The 13,841-nt window shown below is 48.7% G+C and carries 27 protein-coding genes; all 27 read right to left on the bottom strand.

The window, feature by feature from the left end:
• Nucleotides 1-3 precede the first annotated feature (3 nt).
• The 27 genes from rpsD to tuf all read right to left on the bottom strand — a co-directional run bounded on the left by rpsD (nt 4) and on the right by tuf (nt 13,841).
• Entirely contained in the window at nt 4-624 is a 621-nt protein-coding gene (gene rpsD, locus ACI955_RS10395) for a 30S ribosomal protein S4 (protein ID WP_368377117.1), read from the bottom strand.
• A gap of 23 nt (nt 625-647) precedes the next feature.
• A complete protein-coding gene (gene rpsK, locus ACI955_RS10390) occupies nt 648-1,040 on the bottom strand; it encodes a 30S ribosomal protein S11 (protein WP_368377116.1) in 393 nt (130 codons plus the stop codon).
• A 71-nt stretch (nt 1,041-1,111) separates the two neighbouring features.
• Nucleotides 1,112-1,468 carry a 30S ribosomal protein S13 gene (gene rpsM, locus ACI955_RS10385; protein ID WP_368377115.1) on the bottom strand — a complete coding sequence of 119 codons (357 nt, stop codon included), beginning with the start codon at nt 1,466-1,468 and terminating at the stop codon, nt 1,112-1,114.
• A 128-nt stretch (nt 1,469-1,596) separates the two neighbouring features.
• Nucleotides 1,597-1,713 carry a 50S ribosomal protein L36 gene (gene rpmJ, locus ACI955_RS10380; RefSeq protein WP_008248307.1) on the bottom strand — a complete coding sequence of 39 codons (117 nt, stop codon included), beginning with the start codon at nt 1,711-1,713 and terminating at the stop codon, nt 1,597-1,599.
• Between the two features lie 36 nt (nt 1,714-1,749).
• Nucleotides 1,750-3,078: a preprotein translocase subunit SecY gene (secY, locus tag ACI955_RS10375; protein ID WP_415243663.1), complete on the bottom strand. Its 1,329-nt coding sequence runs from the start codon at nt 3,076-3,078 to the stop codon at nt 1,750-1,752.
• Nucleotides 3,079-3,089: 11 nt separating this feature from the next.
• Nucleotides 3,090-3,524: a 50S ribosomal protein L15 gene (gene rplO, locus ACI955_RS10370; protein WP_415243724.1), complete on the bottom strand. Its 435-nt coding sequence runs from the start codon at nt 3,522-3,524 to the stop codon at nt 3,090-3,092.
• Nucleotides 3,525-3,536: 12 nt separating this feature from the next.
• A complete protein-coding gene (gene rpmD / locus ACI955_RS10365; RefSeq protein ID WP_159240990.1) occupies nt 3,537-3,713 on the bottom strand; it encodes a 50S ribosomal protein L30 in 177 nt (58 codons plus the stop codon).
• A 19-nt stretch (nt 3,714-3,732) separates the two neighbouring features.
• Nucleotides 3,733-4,245: a 30S ribosomal protein S5 gene (gene rpsE, locus ACI955_RS10360; protein WP_103684241.1), complete on the bottom strand. Its 513-nt coding sequence runs from the start codon at nt 4,243-4,245 to the stop codon at nt 3,733-3,735.
• An 11-nt stretch (nt 4,246-4,256) separates the two neighbouring features.
• Nucleotides 4,257-4,607: a 50S ribosomal protein L18 gene (gene rplR / locus ACI955_RS10355; RefSeq protein ID WP_103684242.1), complete on the bottom strand. Its 351-nt coding sequence runs from the start codon at nt 4,605-4,607 to the stop codon at nt 4,257-4,259.
• A 10-nt stretch (nt 4,608-4,617) separates the two neighbouring features.
• Nucleotides 4,618-5,151, bottom strand: a complete 534-nt coding sequence (gene rplF, locus ACI955_RS10350) for a 50S ribosomal protein L6 (protein ID WP_415243662.1) — start codon at nt 5,149-5,151, stop codon at nt 4,618-4,620.
• Between the two features lie 25 nt (nt 5,152-5,176).
• Nucleotides 5,177-5,572, bottom strand: coding sequence for a 30S ribosomal protein S8 (rpsH, locus tag ACI955_RS10345; protein ID WP_368377111.1), 396 nt, complete (start codon nt 5,570-5,572; stop codon nt 5,177-5,179).
• A gap of 55 nt (nt 5,573-5,627) precedes the next feature.
• Nucleotides 5,628-5,933, bottom strand: a complete 306-nt coding sequence (rpsN, locus tag ACI955_RS10340) for a 30S ribosomal protein S14 (RefSeq protein WP_415243661.1) — start codon at nt 5,931-5,933, stop codon at nt 5,628-5,630.
• Between the two features lie 13 nt (nt 5,934-5,946).
• Nucleotides 5,947-6,486, bottom strand: coding sequence for a 50S ribosomal protein L5 (gene rplE / locus ACI955_RS10335; protein WP_368377109.1), 540 nt, complete (start codon nt 6,484-6,486; stop codon nt 5,947-5,949).
• 13 nt (nt 6,487-6,499) lie between these two features.
• Nucleotides 6,500-6,817: a 50S ribosomal protein L24 gene (gene rplX, locus ACI955_RS10330; protein ID WP_368377108.1), complete on the bottom strand. Its 318-nt coding sequence runs from the start codon at nt 6,815-6,817 to the stop codon at nt 6,500-6,502.
• Nucleotides 6,818-6,852: 35 nt separating this feature from the next.
• Nucleotides 6,853-7,221: a 50S ribosomal protein L14 gene (rplN, locus tag ACI955_RS10325; RefSeq protein ID WP_368377107.1), complete on the bottom strand. Its 369-nt coding sequence runs from the start codon at nt 7,219-7,221 to the stop codon at nt 6,853-6,855.
• Between the two features lie 59 nt (nt 7,222-7,280).
• A complete protein-coding gene (gene rpsQ / locus ACI955_RS10320; RefSeq protein WP_415243660.1) occupies nt 7,281-7,547 on the bottom strand; it encodes a 30S ribosomal protein S17 in 267 nt (88 codons plus the stop codon).
• Nucleotide 7,548: 1 nt separating this feature from the next.
• Nucleotides 7,549-7,740, bottom strand: a complete 192-nt coding sequence (gene rpmC, locus ACI955_RS10315) for a 50S ribosomal protein L29 (RefSeq protein WP_415243659.1) — start codon at nt 7,738-7,740, stop codon at nt 7,549-7,551.
• Entirely contained in the window at nt 7,740-8,153 is a 414-nt protein-coding gene (gene rplP, locus ACI955_RS10310) for a 50S ribosomal protein L16 (RefSeq protein WP_415243658.1), read from the bottom strand. The genes rpmC and rplP overlap by 1 nt, the downstream gene beginning before the upstream one ends.
• An 11-nt stretch (nt 8,154-8,164) precedes the next feature.
• Nucleotides 8,165-8,839: a 30S ribosomal protein S3 gene (gene rpsC, locus ACI955_RS10305; RefSeq protein ID WP_415243657.1), complete on the bottom strand. Its 675-nt coding sequence runs from the start codon at nt 8,837-8,839 to the stop codon at nt 8,165-8,167.
• A 14-nt stretch (nt 8,840-8,853) separates the two neighbouring features.
• Complete coding sequence (gene rplV / locus ACI955_RS10300; RefSeq protein ID WP_415243656.1) at nt 8,854-9,192, bottom strand: 50S ribosomal protein L22; 339 nt, start codon at nt 9,190-9,192, stop codon at nt 8,854-8,856.
• 25 nt (nt 9,193-9,217) lie between these two features.
• Nucleotides 9,218-9,493: a 30S ribosomal protein S19 gene (rpsS, locus tag ACI955_RS10295; RefSeq protein WP_008248348.1), complete on the bottom strand. Its 276-nt coding sequence runs from the start codon at nt 9,491-9,493 to the stop codon at nt 9,218-9,220.
• 38 nt (nt 9,494-9,531) lie between these two features.
• On the bottom strand, nt 9,532-10,356 hold the full coding sequence (gene rplB, locus ACI955_RS10290; RefSeq protein ID WP_368377102.1) for a 50S ribosomal protein L2: 825 nt from the start codon (nt 10,354-10,356) through the stop codon (nt 9,532-9,534).
• 17 nt (nt 10,357-10,373) lie between these two features.
• A complete protein-coding gene (rplW, locus tag ACI955_RS10285) occupies nt 10,374-10,670 on the bottom strand; it encodes a 50S ribosomal protein L23 (RefSeq protein ID WP_368377101.1) in 297 nt (98 codons plus the stop codon).
• Nucleotides 10,667-11,287 carry a 50S ribosomal protein L4 gene (gene rplD, locus ACI955_RS10280; protein WP_415243655.1) on the bottom strand — a complete coding sequence of 207 codons (621 nt, stop codon included), beginning with the start codon at nt 11,285-11,287 and terminating at the stop codon, nt 10,667-10,669. The genes rplW and rplD overlap by 4 nt, the downstream gene beginning before the upstream one ends.
• Nucleotides 11,288-11,298: 11 nt before the next feature.
• Nucleotides 11,299-11,943, bottom strand: coding sequence for a 50S ribosomal protein L3 (rplC, locus tag ACI955_RS10275; protein WP_415243654.1), 645 nt, complete (start codon nt 11,941-11,943; stop codon nt 11,299-11,301).
• Nucleotides 11,944-12,066: 123 nt separating this feature from the next.
• The gene (gene rpsJ / locus ACI955_RS10270) at nt 12,067-12,378 is read right to left on the bottom strand and encodes a 30S ribosomal protein S10 (protein ID WP_008248372.1); all 312 of its coding nucleotides are present in this window, start codon (nt 12,376-12,378) and stop codon (nt 12,067-12,069) included.
• 239 nt (nt 12,379-12,617) lie between these two features.
• Nucleotides 12,618-13,841, bottom strand: coding sequence for an elongation factor Tu (gene tuf, locus ACI955_RS10265; RefSeq protein ID WP_415243653.1), 1,224 nt, complete (start codon nt 13,839-13,841; stop codon nt 12,618-12,620).

The following is a 13,841-nucleotide window of genomic DNA, read 5'->3' as shown; positions in this document are numbered from 1 at the left end:
AACTTACTTCGAGTAAAGCTCAACGATCAGTTGCTCGTTGATCTCAGAAGACAAGTCGCTACGATCTGGAGCATTCTTGAAGACACCTTCCATTTTGGTGGCGTTTATATCAATCCAAGAAACATCGCCACGCTGCGCAGCAAGAGCAATTGCAGATTGAATCCGCAACTGGACTTTAGATTTCTCACGAACACTAACAACATCACCAGCCTGCACCTGATAAGACGGTACGTTAACTGTCTTGCCATTTACCAATACTGATTTATGTGACACTAGCTGACGTGACTCGGCACGTGTAGAGCCAAAACCGATACGGTAAACCACGTTATCTAAACGGCCTTCCAAAAGTTGCAACAAGTTCTCACCTGTTGCGCCTTTACGGCGAGCAGCTTTTGTATAGTAAGCACGGAATTGCTTTTCTAGTACGCCGTACATACGACGGACTTTTTGTTTCTCACGCAACTGAACACCGTAGTCAGAAAGACGACCACGACGTGCACCATGCATACCCGGTGCAGTTTCAGCTTTACACTTAGAATCCAGCGGACGAACACCACTCTTCAAGAAAAGGTCAGTACCTTCCCGTCTGGATAATTTACAGCTTGGGCCCAAATATCTAGCCATTTTCTGTATTCCTCAACTGTTAATTAAACGCGACGTTTCTTAGGAGGACGGCAACCATTATGTGGAATAGGCGTCACGTCAGTGATGTTTGTAATCTTGTAGCCACAGTTATTTAAGGCACGTACAGCAGACTCACGTCCTGGACCGGGACCCTTAACTTGAACATCTAGATTTTTCAAACCGTAATCCTTCGCAGCGTTACCGGCGCGTTCTGCAGCAACCTGTGCGGCGAAAGGAGTACTTTTACGAGAGCCACGGAAACCGCTGCCACCGGCTGTTGCCCAGCTCAGCGTATTACCTTGACGATCTGTAATAGTGATAATGGTGTTATTAAATGACGCATGTACATGCGCAACACCGTCCACGACGGTCTTTTTGACCTTTTTTCGTGGAGCTTGCTTGCCTGGTTTGGCCATATTCTATATCCAACTCTAATATCAACACTACACAAGTGGTGTAGCTACACTAAAGGAATTCTGCCTTTAAATTACTTACGAATCGGCTTACGTGGACCCTTACGCGTTCGCGCATTAGTCTTAGTACGCTGACCGCGAAGCGGCAGACCTTTACGATGACGCATGCCGCGGTAGCAGCCCAAATCTAGTAAACGCTTAATGTTCATAGAAACTGTACGACGTAAGTCGCCTTCTACAGACAGTTTTGCGACTTCGCCACGAAGTGCATCGAGCTGCTCTTCAGACAAAGAACTGATTTTCGCGTCTTCAGCTATTGTTGTTTTGGCGCACAGTGCTTTAGCACGTGTGAGGCCAACGCCATATATATAGGTCAACGAAATAACAGCATGCTTGTTATCTGGTATGTTGACACCTGCAATACGAGCCATTCAGGTTACTCCAATTAAGCCCAATTCTTTTAACGCTTAGCAATGACCGGAAAGCGGTTAACGGCTGCACGAAAGGCGCAGTAGTCTACCCGCACCGAGATTGAAAAACAACCCCGATACCGAATTGCTTAGCCCTGTCGCTGTTTATGACGTGGTTCAACGCTACAAATAACCCGAACCACACCTTTACGACGAACGATTTTACAGTTGCGGCAAATTGTCTTTACCGATGCACGTACTTTCATTTTGATACTCCAAACAAGCCATCAGGTTAGTGAGCTTTAACGCGCACCACCGCCGTAATTCTTCAAATTAGCCTTTTTCAAGACTGAGTCGTACTGCTGGGACATCAGGTGAGACTGAACCTGAGCCATAAAGTCCATCACTACAACCACAACGATCAACAGTGAGGTGCCACCGAGATAAAACGGCACATTCCACATAACAACCAAAAACTGCGGTAACAAACACACGCCGGCAATATACAAAGAGCCAAACATGGTTAAACGGGTTAACACGCCGTCTATATAGTTCGCGGTTTGCTTACCAGGACGAATTCCTGGTAAAAACGCACCTGACCGTTTCAAGTTATCTGCCACTTCGTCCGGATTAAACATCAATGCGGTATAGAAGAAACAGAAAAATACGATCAAAGCAGTAAACAGTAATATGTTAAGAGGCTGACCCGGCCCAATCGCCAAGGCAACATCTTGCAACCACTCCATACCTTCTCCACTTTGCCCAACCCACTGCGCAATAGACGCGGGGAACAACAAAATAGAACTCGCGAAAATCGCTGGTATAACACCGGCCATATTCACTTTCATCGGTAAATGGCTAGACTGCGCCTGGTACATCTTATTTCCGCGCTGCTGCTTAGCATAATTAACTGTAATACGCCGCTGCCCACGCTCGATGAACACTACTAAATACACAACCGCTATCGCCAGAACCAACACTGCCAGCAGAACCAAAATATTCAATTCGCCTTGGCGCGCCTGCTCTAAAGATTGGCCAACTGCCGATGGCAACCCCGCTACAATTCCTGCAAATATCAGCATTGATATGCCGTTGCCTACACCGCGCTCCGTTAACTGCTCACCCAACCACATCATAAAGATGGCGCCGGTGACCAATGACACTACCGAAACAAAATAAAACGTGAAGTCTGGGCTGTAAGCCAAGCCTTGGTTAGCTAGGCCCACTGTCATACCGGTTCCCTGAAGCAGTGCAAGCACCACCGTCAAGTAACGAGTGTATTGACTAATCTGCCGCCTGCCAGCTTCGCCTTCTTTTTTCAAAGCTTCTAATGTTGGGCTAACCGCCGACATCAACTGCATAATAATCGATGCAGAGATATAGGGCATAATACCAAGCGCCAGAATACTCATACGCTCTAAGGCACCGCCCGAGAACATATTAAACAAACCAAGAACCGTACCTTGGTTTTGATTGAACAATGCGGCGAGCTGATCCGGATTAATACCTGGCACCGGTATATGCGTACCGATGCGATAAACAATTATCGCTAGCAGTAAAAAACGGAGGCGAGCCATAAGCTCGCCCATTCCTGATTGTTTACCAGCTGCTTGTGGATTGGGCTTCGCCATTTAAGTTCGCCTTATTCCTCGACTTTGCCGCCAGCTTTTTCAATAGCTTCGCGAGCGCCTTTAGTTACTGCCAAACCTTTCACAGTAACTGCTTTGTTCAGATCACCCGACAAAAAGATCTTGGCACGTTCAATATTGCTGTTAATTAAATCAGCACGCTTAAGCGCATCTAAATCGATTACATCGTCAGTGACTGCCATCAATTCCGCCGTGCGGATTTGAGCAGTAACGCGAGACAAACGCGAGGTGAAGCCGTACTTAGGCAAACGCTTTTGCAACGGCATTTGGCCGCCTTCAAAACCTGGACGCACGCTGCCACCTGAACGAGACTTCAGACCTTTGTGACCACGACCTGCGGTTTTACCCAAGCCACTACCGATACCACGACCTACCCGTTTGCCATCTTTAACTCGGCCGGGCGCCGGGCTCAGCGTGTTTAAACGCATATCGCTCATCACTTATCCCTCAACACGTACTAAATAGTTGACCTTATTAATCATACCGCGCACTGATGGAGTATCTTCTACTTCAACAGTGTGACGGATACGGCGCAAGCCAAGACCAGCAACACAGGCCTTGTGCGACTTAAGTCGTCCTGTAACAGAACGAACTAGTGTGACTTTAATCTTGTTCATAGCAAATCCTGCCTGTGTCTTAGCCCAAGATTTCTTCAACAGTTTTGCCGCGTTTTGTTGCGACTTCTTCTGGAGAGGAAACACTTTCCAGTGCTTTAATAGTTGCACGAACCACGTTTACCGGGTTTGTAGAACCGTAGCACTTGGCCAATACGTTATGAATACCAGCAATTTCTAGCACCGATCGCATCGCACCACCGGCAATAACGCCAGTACCTTCAGATGCTGGCTGCATGTAGACCTTAGAAGCACCATGACGACCTTTTACGGCGTACTGAATGGTGTCACCCTTGATATCTACTTGAACCATATTGCGGCGCGCTGCTTCCATCGCTTTCTGGATAGCAACAGGCACTTCGCGTGCTTTTCCGCGACCGAAGCCGACTTTACCACTTCCGTCACCCACTACCGTAAGAGCAGTGAAGCTGAAAATGCGGCCACCTTTGACCACTTTTGCAACACGGTTTACCTGGACAAGCTTCTCTTGCAGGCCTTCTGTGTTTGCTTTGTCTTTCTGATCGTTATACGCCATCGCCTAAAACCTTAGAATTCCAAACCACCTTCACGGGCAGCATCTGCCAGCGCTTTGACACGGCCGTGGAATTTAAATCCACTGCGGTCAAAAGCGACCTTTGTCACGCCTGCGGCTTTCGCACGGTCAGCGATCAACTTGCCCACACTAGCGGCTGCCGCGACATTACCGGTCGCTCCAGCACGCAAATCTTTATCTAGTGTAGATGCACTCGCCAACACAACGTCACCGGATGCTGCAATAAGCTGCGCATACATGTGGCGTGGTGTGCGGTGAATGCTCAAACGTACGGCGCGTAGCTCACGCATTTTAAAGCGAGCGCGGCGAGCACGACGTAATCTTGAAACTTTCTTATCGCTCATAACCTTGCCTTTACTTTTTCTTCGCTTCTTTACGACGGACGTTTTCTTCCGCGTAACGAACACCCTTGCCCTTGTAAGGCTCTGGCGGACGGAACGCGCGGATTTCGGCCGCTACCTTACCCAAAATCTGTTTGTCTGTACCGTTCAACACAATTTCAGTCTGTGTTGGGGTTTCGACGGTAACACCTTCTGGTAAGTCATAGTCGATCGGATGCGAAAAACCCAGCACCAAATTTATAGACTTGCCATTTGACTTGGCACGGTAACCAACACCGTTAAGGACCAGCTTACGCTGAAAACCTTGACTCACACCAACAACCATATTGTTAGTCAGTGAGCGAGTGGTACCTGCCATTGCCCAACCATCTTTCGCGCCTTCACGCGCTGAAAATATTAACAACTCGCCTTCCTGCTTGATCTCTACAGACTGGTGCAACGGCATAACCAACGTGCCGTTCTTGCCCTTTACAGAGATGTTGCTGGTGTCGAGTTTGACTTCAACCCCTGAGGGGATAGTCACCGGACTTTTCGCTACTCTTGACATGTTAAGAACTCTTTAAACTGTCGCTTTAGAAAACAGTGCAAAGCACTTCGCCGCCAACACCGGCAGCTCTTGCTGCGCGATCAGTCATTACGCCATGACTGGTTGACACTATAGCGATACCCAGCCCTGCACGTACTGATGGCAATTCATCTTTACCTGCGTAAGCGCGGAGACCAGGGCGACTTACGCGACTGATTTCAGCGATAACTGGCTTACCCTGATGATATTTTAAATCTACCGTCAGCTCTGCCTTGCCACCTTGCTCTTCAACCCGTGAACCGGCGACATAGCCTTCATCTTCAAGCACCTTAGCAACAGATACTTTCAATTTAGATGACGGCATTTTAACAGCAGTTTTACCTGCCATCTGAGCGTTGCGGATGCGTGTCAGCATATCCGCTAAAGGGTCTTGCATGCTCATGTTTTGCTCCCGTTAAGCGCCGCGGCTAATGCCAGCGACAGCAAAATTCTCAATTTTACCAGCTAGCCTTAACTAAGCCGGGGACATCACCGCGCATTGCGGCTTGACGGAGCTGGTTACGGCAAAGACCAAACTTGCGGTAAACACCGTGTGGACGGCCAGTAATCTGGCAGCGACGACGCTGGCGAGAAGGACTCGCGTCACGCGGAAGCTTCTGCAGTTTAACCTGCGCATCCCACTTTTCTTCATCGCTAGCAGACACACTGACGATAATAGCTTTTAGCTCAGTGCGCTTTGCAGCGAATTTTTTTACAGTTTGGGTGCGTTTTAATTCACGCGCCTTCATAGACTGCTTTGCCATATTCCCCTACCCCTTAACCTTTAAACGGAAAGTTAAACGCTTTTAACAGCGCACGACCTTCATCGTCGTTGCGAGCGGTAGTGGTTATGGTGATATCCAGACCGCGCAGTGTATCAACTTTATCGTAATCAATTTCTGGAAATATGATCTGCTCGGTCACACCCATTGCAAAATTACCACGACCGTCGAAAGACTTCGGGCTCACACCGCGAAAATCTCGAACACGCGGAATCGCAACACTGACCAAACGATCCAAAAATTCGTACATCTGGGCGCCACGAAGGGTCACCTTACAACCAATCGGCCAACCGTCACGAATCTTAAAGCCCGCAATTGATTTGCGCGCCAACGTAACTACCGGCTTCTGACCTGCAATTTTCGACAAGTCTGTAAGCGCTGCTTCCAGGACTTTTTTGTCGCCAGCTGCCTCACCAACACCCATATTAAGAGTGATCTTGGTGATACGCGGAACTTCCATAGGGTTAGCTAAAGAAAGCTCTTCTATCAGCTTAGCCCGTAACTCGTTTTGGTATAGCTCACCTAATCGTGCCATTTTACACTAACCCCTACGCGTCAACCGCTTCGCCGCTAGATTTAAAAATGCGGGTCTTGCTGCCGTCTTCGGCCACCTTAAAGCCCACGCGATCCGCCTTTTTACTGGTCGGGTTATAAATCGCAACATTTGAAACTTGAATCGGCGCCTCTTTCTCGACGATACCACCGGCCACTCCCAACTGCGGGTTTGGACGCTGGTGTTTCTTAATCATGTTAATACCAGCAACCATCAGCTTATTATTATCCATTACTTTTTGGACAACGCCGCGCTTACCTTTGTCTTTACCGGTTAAGACGATAATTTCGTCTTCACGCTTAATTTTACGCATAACCTTAACCTCAGCCCTCTCTTTACACCCAGTTACTAAAGAACTTCCGGTGCCAAAGAGATAATCTTCATGAACTTCTCGCCACGCAATTCACGCGTTACCGGACCAAAAATACGGGTGCCGATAGGTGCGTTGTTATTGTTTAGCAACACTGCAGCGTTATCGTCAAACTTGATCAGCGAACCGTCACCACGACGAACACCTTTCCTAGTACGAACTACAACAGCTGTCATTACCTGACCTTTTTTCACTTTGCCGCGAGGAATAGCCTCTTTGACAGTGACTTTGATCAGATCGCCGACTCGTGCATAGCGACGATGTGAGCCGCCAAGCACCTTGATGCACATAACGCGACGCGCGCCACTATTATCTGCAACTTCTAAATAGCTTTCTGTTTGAATCATTTCTTACTCCAAACCAGTCAACAGTGCATCAAGCGATTGCACAAGGGCCGCCGGTGAAATTAAACCTGGGTAGCCGTCACATCAACACTTATCAATGCCCAAGTTTTCAACTTGGATACTGGACGTGTTTCGCAAACTGTCACTACATCACCAATTTTGCACTCATTCTTTTCATCATGAGCGTGAACTTTCGACGAGCGCGTAATGTACTTACCGTAAATAGGGTGCTTAACCCGACGCTCAATCAGTACAGTAATGGTTTTATCCATCTTGTCACTGACGACCTTACCAGTGGCTGTACGAGCACTTTTTGCTGCTTCTGACATTTTAATTACCTGCCTTTTCCTGGAGCACAGTTTTAACGCGTGCAATTTCCTGACGAGTTTTCTTCAGTAAATGCGTCTGCGATAACTGGCCCGTACTCTTTTGCATACGCAGCTTGAATTGCTCTTCAAACAACTGCAACAGTTGAGCATTAAGATCTTCAACTGATTTATCGCGTAATTCTAAAGCATTCATCACATCACCACTCGTCTAACAAAGGCAGTCTGCAGCGGTATTTTTGCTGCCGCCAGGGCGAATGCTTCACGCGCCAACTCTTCAGTAACGCCTTCTACTTCGTACAAGACTTTACCTGGCTGAATCTGCGCAACCCAGTACTCAACATTACCCTTACCTTTACCCTGACGAACTTCCAGAGGCTTTTCGGTAATTGGCTTGTCTGGGAAAACTCGAATCCAGATCTTTCCACCCCGCTTGATGTGACGCGTCATTGCACGACGAGCCGCCTCAATCTGGCGAGCTGTAAGACGACCGCGGCCAATTGCTTTTAGGCCAAACTCGCCAAAACTGACCCGACTACCGCGTTCTGCCAGACCACGGTTGCGACCTTTGTGTTGCTTGCGAAACTTTGTGCGCTTCGGCTGTAACATTTGCGTAACCCTTACTCTGAACCTTTCTTAGCCTTAGCTTCGACCGCTTCTTTTCTGGTTCCAAGGATTTCACCCTTGAAGATCCATACTTTGACACCAATGATGCCGTAAGTCGTAGCTGCTTCGTGTGCCGCGTAGTCAATATCAGCGCGCAGTGTGTGCAATGGCACACGCCCCTCGCGATACCACTCGGTACGGGCAATTTCTGCACCGCCGACACGCCCACTAACCTGTACCTTGATGCCTTCTGCGCCTTGGCGCATCGCATTCTGTACCACACGCTTCATGGCGCGACGGAACATTACACGACGTTCAAGTTGCTGAGCGACGTTCATGGCAACCAACTTCGCTTCCAGATCCGGCTTGCGGATCTCCTCGATGTTGATATGAACTGGCACACCCATTTTCACTGACAACTCTTTACGGAGTTTGTCGACATCCTCGCCCTTTTTACCGATAACGATACCAGGACGCGCTGTGTGAATCGTGATGCGTGCAGTTTGTGCCGGACGCTCAATAACAATACGGCTTACAGAAGCATGTGCGAGGCGCTTTTCAAGCATCTCACGTACCTCAAGATCCATTATCAGATGCGCAGCGTAGTTCTTACCACTAGCGTACCAAACGGAATTATGTTCTTTAACGATCCCCAGCCGGATGCCGGTCGGGTGTACTTTCTGACCCATGTGGTCTCTCCTAGCTAGCCTTCGCTGTCAGCAACTTTAATCGTAATATGACAAGATCTTTTCAGAATCCGATCCGCACGACCTTTTGCACGTGGACGAAGGCGCTTCATTGTCGAGCCCTCATCTACAAAAATCGTTGTAACCTTTAACTCATCAACATCCGCGCCTTCATTGTGCTCAGCGTTGGCGATTGCGGAGTTAAGCACTTTCTTAATAATGCTCGCCGCTTTCTTAGAGCTGAACGTCAACAGATCCAGCGATTCCTCAACACCCTTTCCGCGAATTTGGTCAGCAACCAAACGAACTTTCTGAGCAGAAATTCTTGCGCCTTTTAAACGTGCCGCTACTTCCATCTTCAAAGCCTCTCCCGGCGCAAGCTTAACGCTTGGCCTTTTTATCGGCCACGTGACCCTTGTAGGTCCTAGTCGCGGCAAATTCACCCAATTTGTGCCCTACCATATCCTCAGAGATAATAACTGGGACATGTTGACGACCGTTATGAACAGCGATGGTCAGAGCTACCATTTCAGGCAGAATCATGGAGCGACGCGACCACGTTTTAATGGGGCGACGATCGTTTTTTTCTACCGCTACTTCAACCTTCTTCAACAAATGAAGATCGACAAACGGACCTTTTTTTAATGAACGTGGCACAAGCTTATCCTCTTTACTCTAACGATCATCTAAGCAGCTTATTTGCCGCGACGACGAACGATTAGTTTGTCTGTACGCTTATTTTTACGAGTCTTATACCCTTTAGTCGGCATACCCCAAGGAGATACGGGATGACGACCACCAGAAGTACGACCTTCACCACCACCATGCGGGTGATCAACCGGGTTCATTGCCACACCGCGAACGGTAGGACGAACACCACGCCAGCGCGATGCACCAGCTTTACCCAACTTACGCAAGCTATGCTCGCTGTTGGATACTTCACCCAATGTTGCTTTGCACTCAGACAATACCTTACGGGTCTCACCGCTACGCAACCGAATCGTAACGTATTGACCGTCACGCGCAACCAGCTGAGCCGAAGTACCTGCACTACGCGCCAACTGCGCGCCTTTGCCGGGCTTCATTTCAACACAGTGGATTGTACTACCCACTGGGATGTTGCGCAGAGGCAGAGCATTGCCTGGCTTAATCGGCGACGCATCACCTGAAACAATCTCGTCACCTGCTGACACACCCTTAGGTGCGATCACATAACGACGCTCACCGTCTGCATACATTACCAAAGCAATGAACGCGGTGCGGTTTGGATCATACTCTAAACGCTCTACACGCGCAGGAATACCATCTTTATTCCGCTTAAAATCAATTAAACGGTAATGCTGCTTATGACCACCACCAATATGACGAGTAGTGATGCGACCGTTGTTATTACGGCCACCATTGCGCGACTGACTCTCAAGCAGCGGCTTGTGCGGCGCACCTTTGTGCAAATCAGGATTTACAACCCTGACGACAAAGCGACGGCCGGGAGAAGTCGGTTTACTTTTAACAATTGCCATTTGACTAAACTCCAGACTTATTCAGCGACCGCAAAGTCGATATCTTGACCCTGCGCAAGGCTAACATACGCCTTTTTCCAGTTCGATTTTTTGCTCAAACCAAAACGATTACGCTTTACTTTACCCTTAACGTTGACAGTGCGAACGTTCAACACATCAACCTTAAAAAGTTTTTCAACCGCTTTTTTGATTTCAAGCTTGCTGGCAGTCGGTAATACTTTAAATACTACCTGGTTACTCAGCTCAGCACTGGCTGCACTTTTTTCAGAAACGTGCGGGCCGAGCAGTACCTTATAGATGCGCTCTGTATTCATCCCAACAGCTCCTCAAACTTTTTCAATGCAGCAACAGTCACAACCACTTTCTCGTAGCCAATCAGGCTGACGGGGTCTACGCCGCTTACATCGCGAACGTCGACATCATGGAGGTTGCGTGCCGCCAGATACAAATTACCGTTTACTTCTTCGGTCACTACAAGAGCGCCCTTAAGACCGTAATCGCCGAGTGACTTTATTAGCAACTTGGTTTTTGGCTCTTCCAAAGTAAACTCTTCAACCACAATCAGGCGCTCTTGCCGAGCCAGCTCTGAAAGGATCGTGCAAATTGCTGCACGATACATTTTGCGGTTAACTTTTTGACTATGATCTTGTGGTCTTGCTGCAAAGGTAACACCACCGCCACGCCATATTGGCGAACGAATAGTACCTGCACGAGCACGACCAGTACCCTTCTGACGCCATGGCTTTTTACCGCCACCACGAACATCAGAACGCGTTTTCTGAGCACGAGTTCCCTGACGAGCACCAGCCATATAAGCTACAACAACTTGGTGCACCAGATCTTCGTTAAACTCACGAGCAAAAGTAACGTCAGATACCTGAACCGTTCCCGCCGCAGCCCCGTTGCCGGGTTTCGCAATACTTAATTCCACTGCATCGCCCCCTAGGATTTTTTAGCTTTTACAGCGGGACGCACAAACACGTCACCACCTGGAGCACCTGGAACAGCACCCTTGACCAAGATCAAGTTGCGTTCAGCGTCCACACGAACAACTTCAAGAGTCTGAACAGTAACCTGCTCTGCACCCATGTGACCGGCCATCTTTTTGCCTTTCCAAACGCGACCTGGCGTTTGACATTGGCCGATAGAACCAAGTACACGATGCGATAATGAGTTACCGTGAGTAGCGTCTTGCATATGGAAGTTCCAGCGCTTAATGCCGCCCTGAAAACCCTTACCCTTAGACTGCCCAGTCACGTCAACTTTCTGACCAGCTTCGAATATAGCAACGGTTAGCTCAGCGCCGATTTCCGGGCTCGCTTCACCTTGCTTCAAACGAAATTCCCACAGACCACGGCCAGCTTCTACACCAACTTTAGCGAAGTGCCCTGCTTCTGCTTTTGAGATACGTGAAGCCTTGCGCGCACCAGCTGTTACCTGGATCGCATTATAGCCATCAACATCATCTGCTTTGACACGAGTAACGCGATTGGGATTAACCTCAATCACCGTTACCGGAATAGATATGCCGTCTTCTGTAAAAACGCGCGTCATGCCGCTTTTACGACCGACTAAACCAATAGTCATTGCTCCAACCTCTCAGTGTACGGGGCTAACACCCTCTATGGCCGCGCGGTAAAGCGCGTTACACAACCCAGGGCCAGCCCCCGAGCGGGTCTGAATAAAATTCAGTATTAAAAAATGTTTTAATTAGCCAAGACTAATTTGAACTTCTACACCAGCCGCCAAATCTAGCTTCATCAATGCGTCTACAGTTTTTTCTGTAGGCTCTACGATGTCCAGCATGCGCTTATGGGTGCGGATCTCGTACTGATCACGCGCATCCTTATTTACATGCGGAGAGACCAGTATTGTAAAACGCTCTTTGCGAGTAGGAAGAGGAATCGGACCTCTTACCTGCGCACCAGTACGCTTTGCAGTATCCACAATCTCTTGCGTAGACGCATCAATCAGACGGTGATCAAAAGCCTTTAAACGAATTCGAATCCGTTGATTTTGCACCTGATCAAACTCCCATCCCAAATAAATCCGAGCCCAGCGCGACGAATCCGCGTGAAGTAACCCGAAAAAAGGAAGCGGAATATTAATGATATCCTGAGACGTTGTCAATCATATATCTCGGATATTTCACTACTTAGACCACAACCACCAACAAAAACCAAAAACATATTCTGCAATTAAGAAAGGGGAGCCCAAGGCCTCCCCTTTTACAAACCTAATCACGCCTATGCCGTGACGGTTTATTCTACGATTTTAGCAACAACGCCAGCGCCAACAGTACGGCCACCCTCACGAATTGCAAAACGCAAACCTTCTTCCATCGCGATGGGCGCAATCAATGTCACGTCCATTTTAACGTTGTCGCCAGGCATAACCATTTCAGTGCCTTCAGGCAACTCACAAGCGCCTGTGACATCCGTGGTGCGGAAGTAGAACTGTGGACGGTAGCCTTTAAAGAACGGCGTGTGACGGCCACCCTCTTCTTTCGACAACACATACACTTCTGCTTCAAAACGAGTGTGTGGCGTAATTGAGCCCGGCTTAGCCAGTACCTGACCACGCTCTACGTCGTCGCGCTTAGTACCACGCAGCAACACACCAACGTTCTCGCCAGCGCGACCTTCGTCAAGCAGCTTGCGGAACATCTCAACACCAGTACAAGTAGACTTGGTGGTGTCGCGGATACCGATGATAGCGATCTCGTCACCAGTACGCAGAATGCCGCGCTCAATACGACCGGTTACCACAGTACCGCGACCAGAAATTGAGAATACGTCTTCTATCGGCATCAAGAACGGCAGATCTACCGCACGCTCTGGCTGTGGAATGTAGTTATCCAAAGCCTCAATCAATTTCGCTACCGCAGTTGTGCCCAGCTCGTTCTCATCTTGACCGTTCAACGCCATCAGCGCAGAACCTGCAATGATTGGGGTGTCGTCGCCTGGGAAATCGTACATATCGAGCAGCTCGCGCAGCTCCATTTCTACCAACTCAAGCATTTCATTGTATTCTTCGCTGCCTACACCGCCGCAATCTTCCGCAAGCAAGTCTGCTTTATTCAGAAATACAATAATGTAAGGTACGCCAACCTGACGTGACAGCAGGATGTGCTCACGAGTCTGAGGCATCGGGCCGTCAGTCGCGCCACATACCAAAATAGCGCCATCCATCTGTGCAGCACCAGTAATCATGTTCTTAACGTAGTCAGCGTGACCTGGGCAGTCTACGTGTGCGTAGTGACGCTTGCTTGAGTCATACTCAACGTGCGACGTCGCAATTGTAATACCGCGCTCACGCTCTTCCGGTGCGTTATCGATACCATCAAACGCCACTGCTTTACCACCAAACACCTCTGCACATACGCGCGTCAGTGCTGCGGTCAGCGTGGTTTTACCATGGTCAACGTGACCAATGGTGCCCACATTCAAATGGGGCTTATTACGTTCAAACTTTTCCTTAGCCAC

It is taken from the genome of Zhongshania sp. (assembly GCF_047636175.1).
Lineage (GTDB): Bacteria > Pseudomonadota > Gammaproteobacteria > Pseudomonadales > Spongiibacteraceae > Spongiibacter.
The sequence above is the reverse complement of the archived record's forward strand: the minus strand, read 5'-3'. Positions and strand labels throughout refer to the sequence as shown.

What these genes read in the sequence shown, in the direction of transcription:
- secY (WP_415243663.1), bottom strand. Translation starts at nt 3,078, where the DNA reads ATGGCGAAGCCCAATCCACAAGCAGCTGGTAAACAATCAGGAATGGGC.
- rplV (WP_415243656.1), bottom strand. Translation starts at nt 9,192, where the DNA reads ATGGAAGTAGCGGCACGTTTAAAAGGCGCAAGAATTTCTGCTCAGAAA.
- rplW (WP_368377101.1), bottom strand. Translation starts at nt 10,670, where the DNA reads ATGAATACAGAGCGCATCTATAAGGTACTGCTCGGCCCGCACGTTTCT.
- rpmJ (WP_008248307.1), bottom strand. Translation starts at nt 1,713, where the DNA reads ATGAAAGTACGTGCATCGGTAAAGACAATTTGCCGCAACTGTAAAATC.
- rplB (WP_368377102.1), bottom strand. Translation starts at nt 10,356, where the DNA reads ATGGCAATTGTTAAAAGTAAACCGACTTCTCCCGGCCGTCGCTTTGTC.
- rplC (WP_415243654.1), bottom strand. Translation starts at nt 11,943, where the DNA reads ATGACTATTGGTTTAGTCGGTCGTAAAAGCGGCATGACGCGCGTTTTT.
- rpsC (WP_415243657.1), bottom strand. Translation starts at nt 8,839, where the DNA reads ATGGGTCAGAAAGTACACCCGACCGGCATCCGGCTGGGGATCGTTAAA.
- rplR (WP_103684242.1), bottom strand. Translation starts at nt 4,607, where the DNA reads ATGAGCGATAAGAAAGTTTCAAGATTACGTCGTGCTCGCCGCGCTCGC.
- rpsN (WP_415243661.1), bottom strand. Translation starts at nt 5,933, where the DNA reads ATGGCAAAGCAGTCTATGAAGGCGCGTGAATTAAAACGCACCCAAACT.
- rpmD (WP_159240990.1), bottom strand. Translation starts at nt 3,713, where the DNA reads ATGAACAAGATTAAAGTCACACTAGTTCGTTCTGTTACAGGACGACTT.
- rplX (WP_368377108.1), bottom strand. Translation starts at nt 6,817, where the DNA reads ATGCGTAAAATTAAGCGTGAAGACGAAATTATCGTCTTAACCGGTAAA.
- rpsQ (WP_415243660.1), bottom strand. Translation starts at nt 7,547, where the DNA reads ATGTCAGAAGCAGCAAAAAGTGCTCGTACAGCCACTGGTAAGGTCGTC.
- rplF (WP_415243662.1), bottom strand. Translation starts at nt 5,151, where the DNA reads ATGTCAAGAGTAGCGAAAAGTCCGGTGACTATCCCCTCAGGGGTTGAA.
- rpsK (WP_368377116.1), bottom strand. Translation starts at nt 1,040, where the DNA reads ATGGCCAAACCAGGCAAGCAAGCTCCACGAAAAAAGGTCAAAAAGACC.
- rpmC (WP_415243659.1), bottom strand. Translation starts at nt 7,740, where the DNA reads ATGAATGCTTTAGAATTACGCGATAAATCAGTTGAAGATCTTAATGCT.
- rpsE (WP_103684241.1), bottom strand. Translation starts at nt 4,245, where the DNA reads ATGGCGTATAACGATCAGAAAGACAAAGCAAACACAGAAGGCCTGCAA.
- rplN (WP_368377107.1), bottom strand. Translation starts at nt 7,221, where the DNA reads ATGATTCAAACAGAAAGCTATTTAGAAGTTGCAGATAATAGTGGCGCG.
- rpsD (WP_368377117.1), bottom strand. Translation starts at nt 624, where the DNA reads ATGGCTAGATATTTGGGCCCAAGCTGTAAATTATCCAGACGGGAAGGT.
- rplP (WP_415243658.1), bottom strand. Translation starts at nt 8,153, where the DNA reads ATGTTACAGCCGAAGCGCACAAAGTTTCGCAAGCAACACAAAGGTCGC.
- rplO (WP_415243724.1), bottom strand. Translation starts at nt 3,524, where the DNA reads ATGCGTTTAAACACGCTGAGCCCGGCGCCCGGCCGAGTTAAAGATGGC.
- rpsM (WP_368377115.1), bottom strand. Translation starts at nt 1,468, where the DNA reads ATGGCTCGTATTGCAGGTGTCAACATACCAGATAACAAGCATGCTGTT.
- rpsH (WP_368377111.1), bottom strand. Translation starts at nt 5,572, where the DNA reads ATGAGCATGCAAGACCCTTTAGCGGATATGCTGACACGCATCCGCAAC.
- rplE (WP_368377109.1), bottom strand. Translation starts at nt 6,486, where the DNA reads ATGGCACGATTAGGTGAGCTATACCAAAACGAGTTACGGGCTAAGCTG.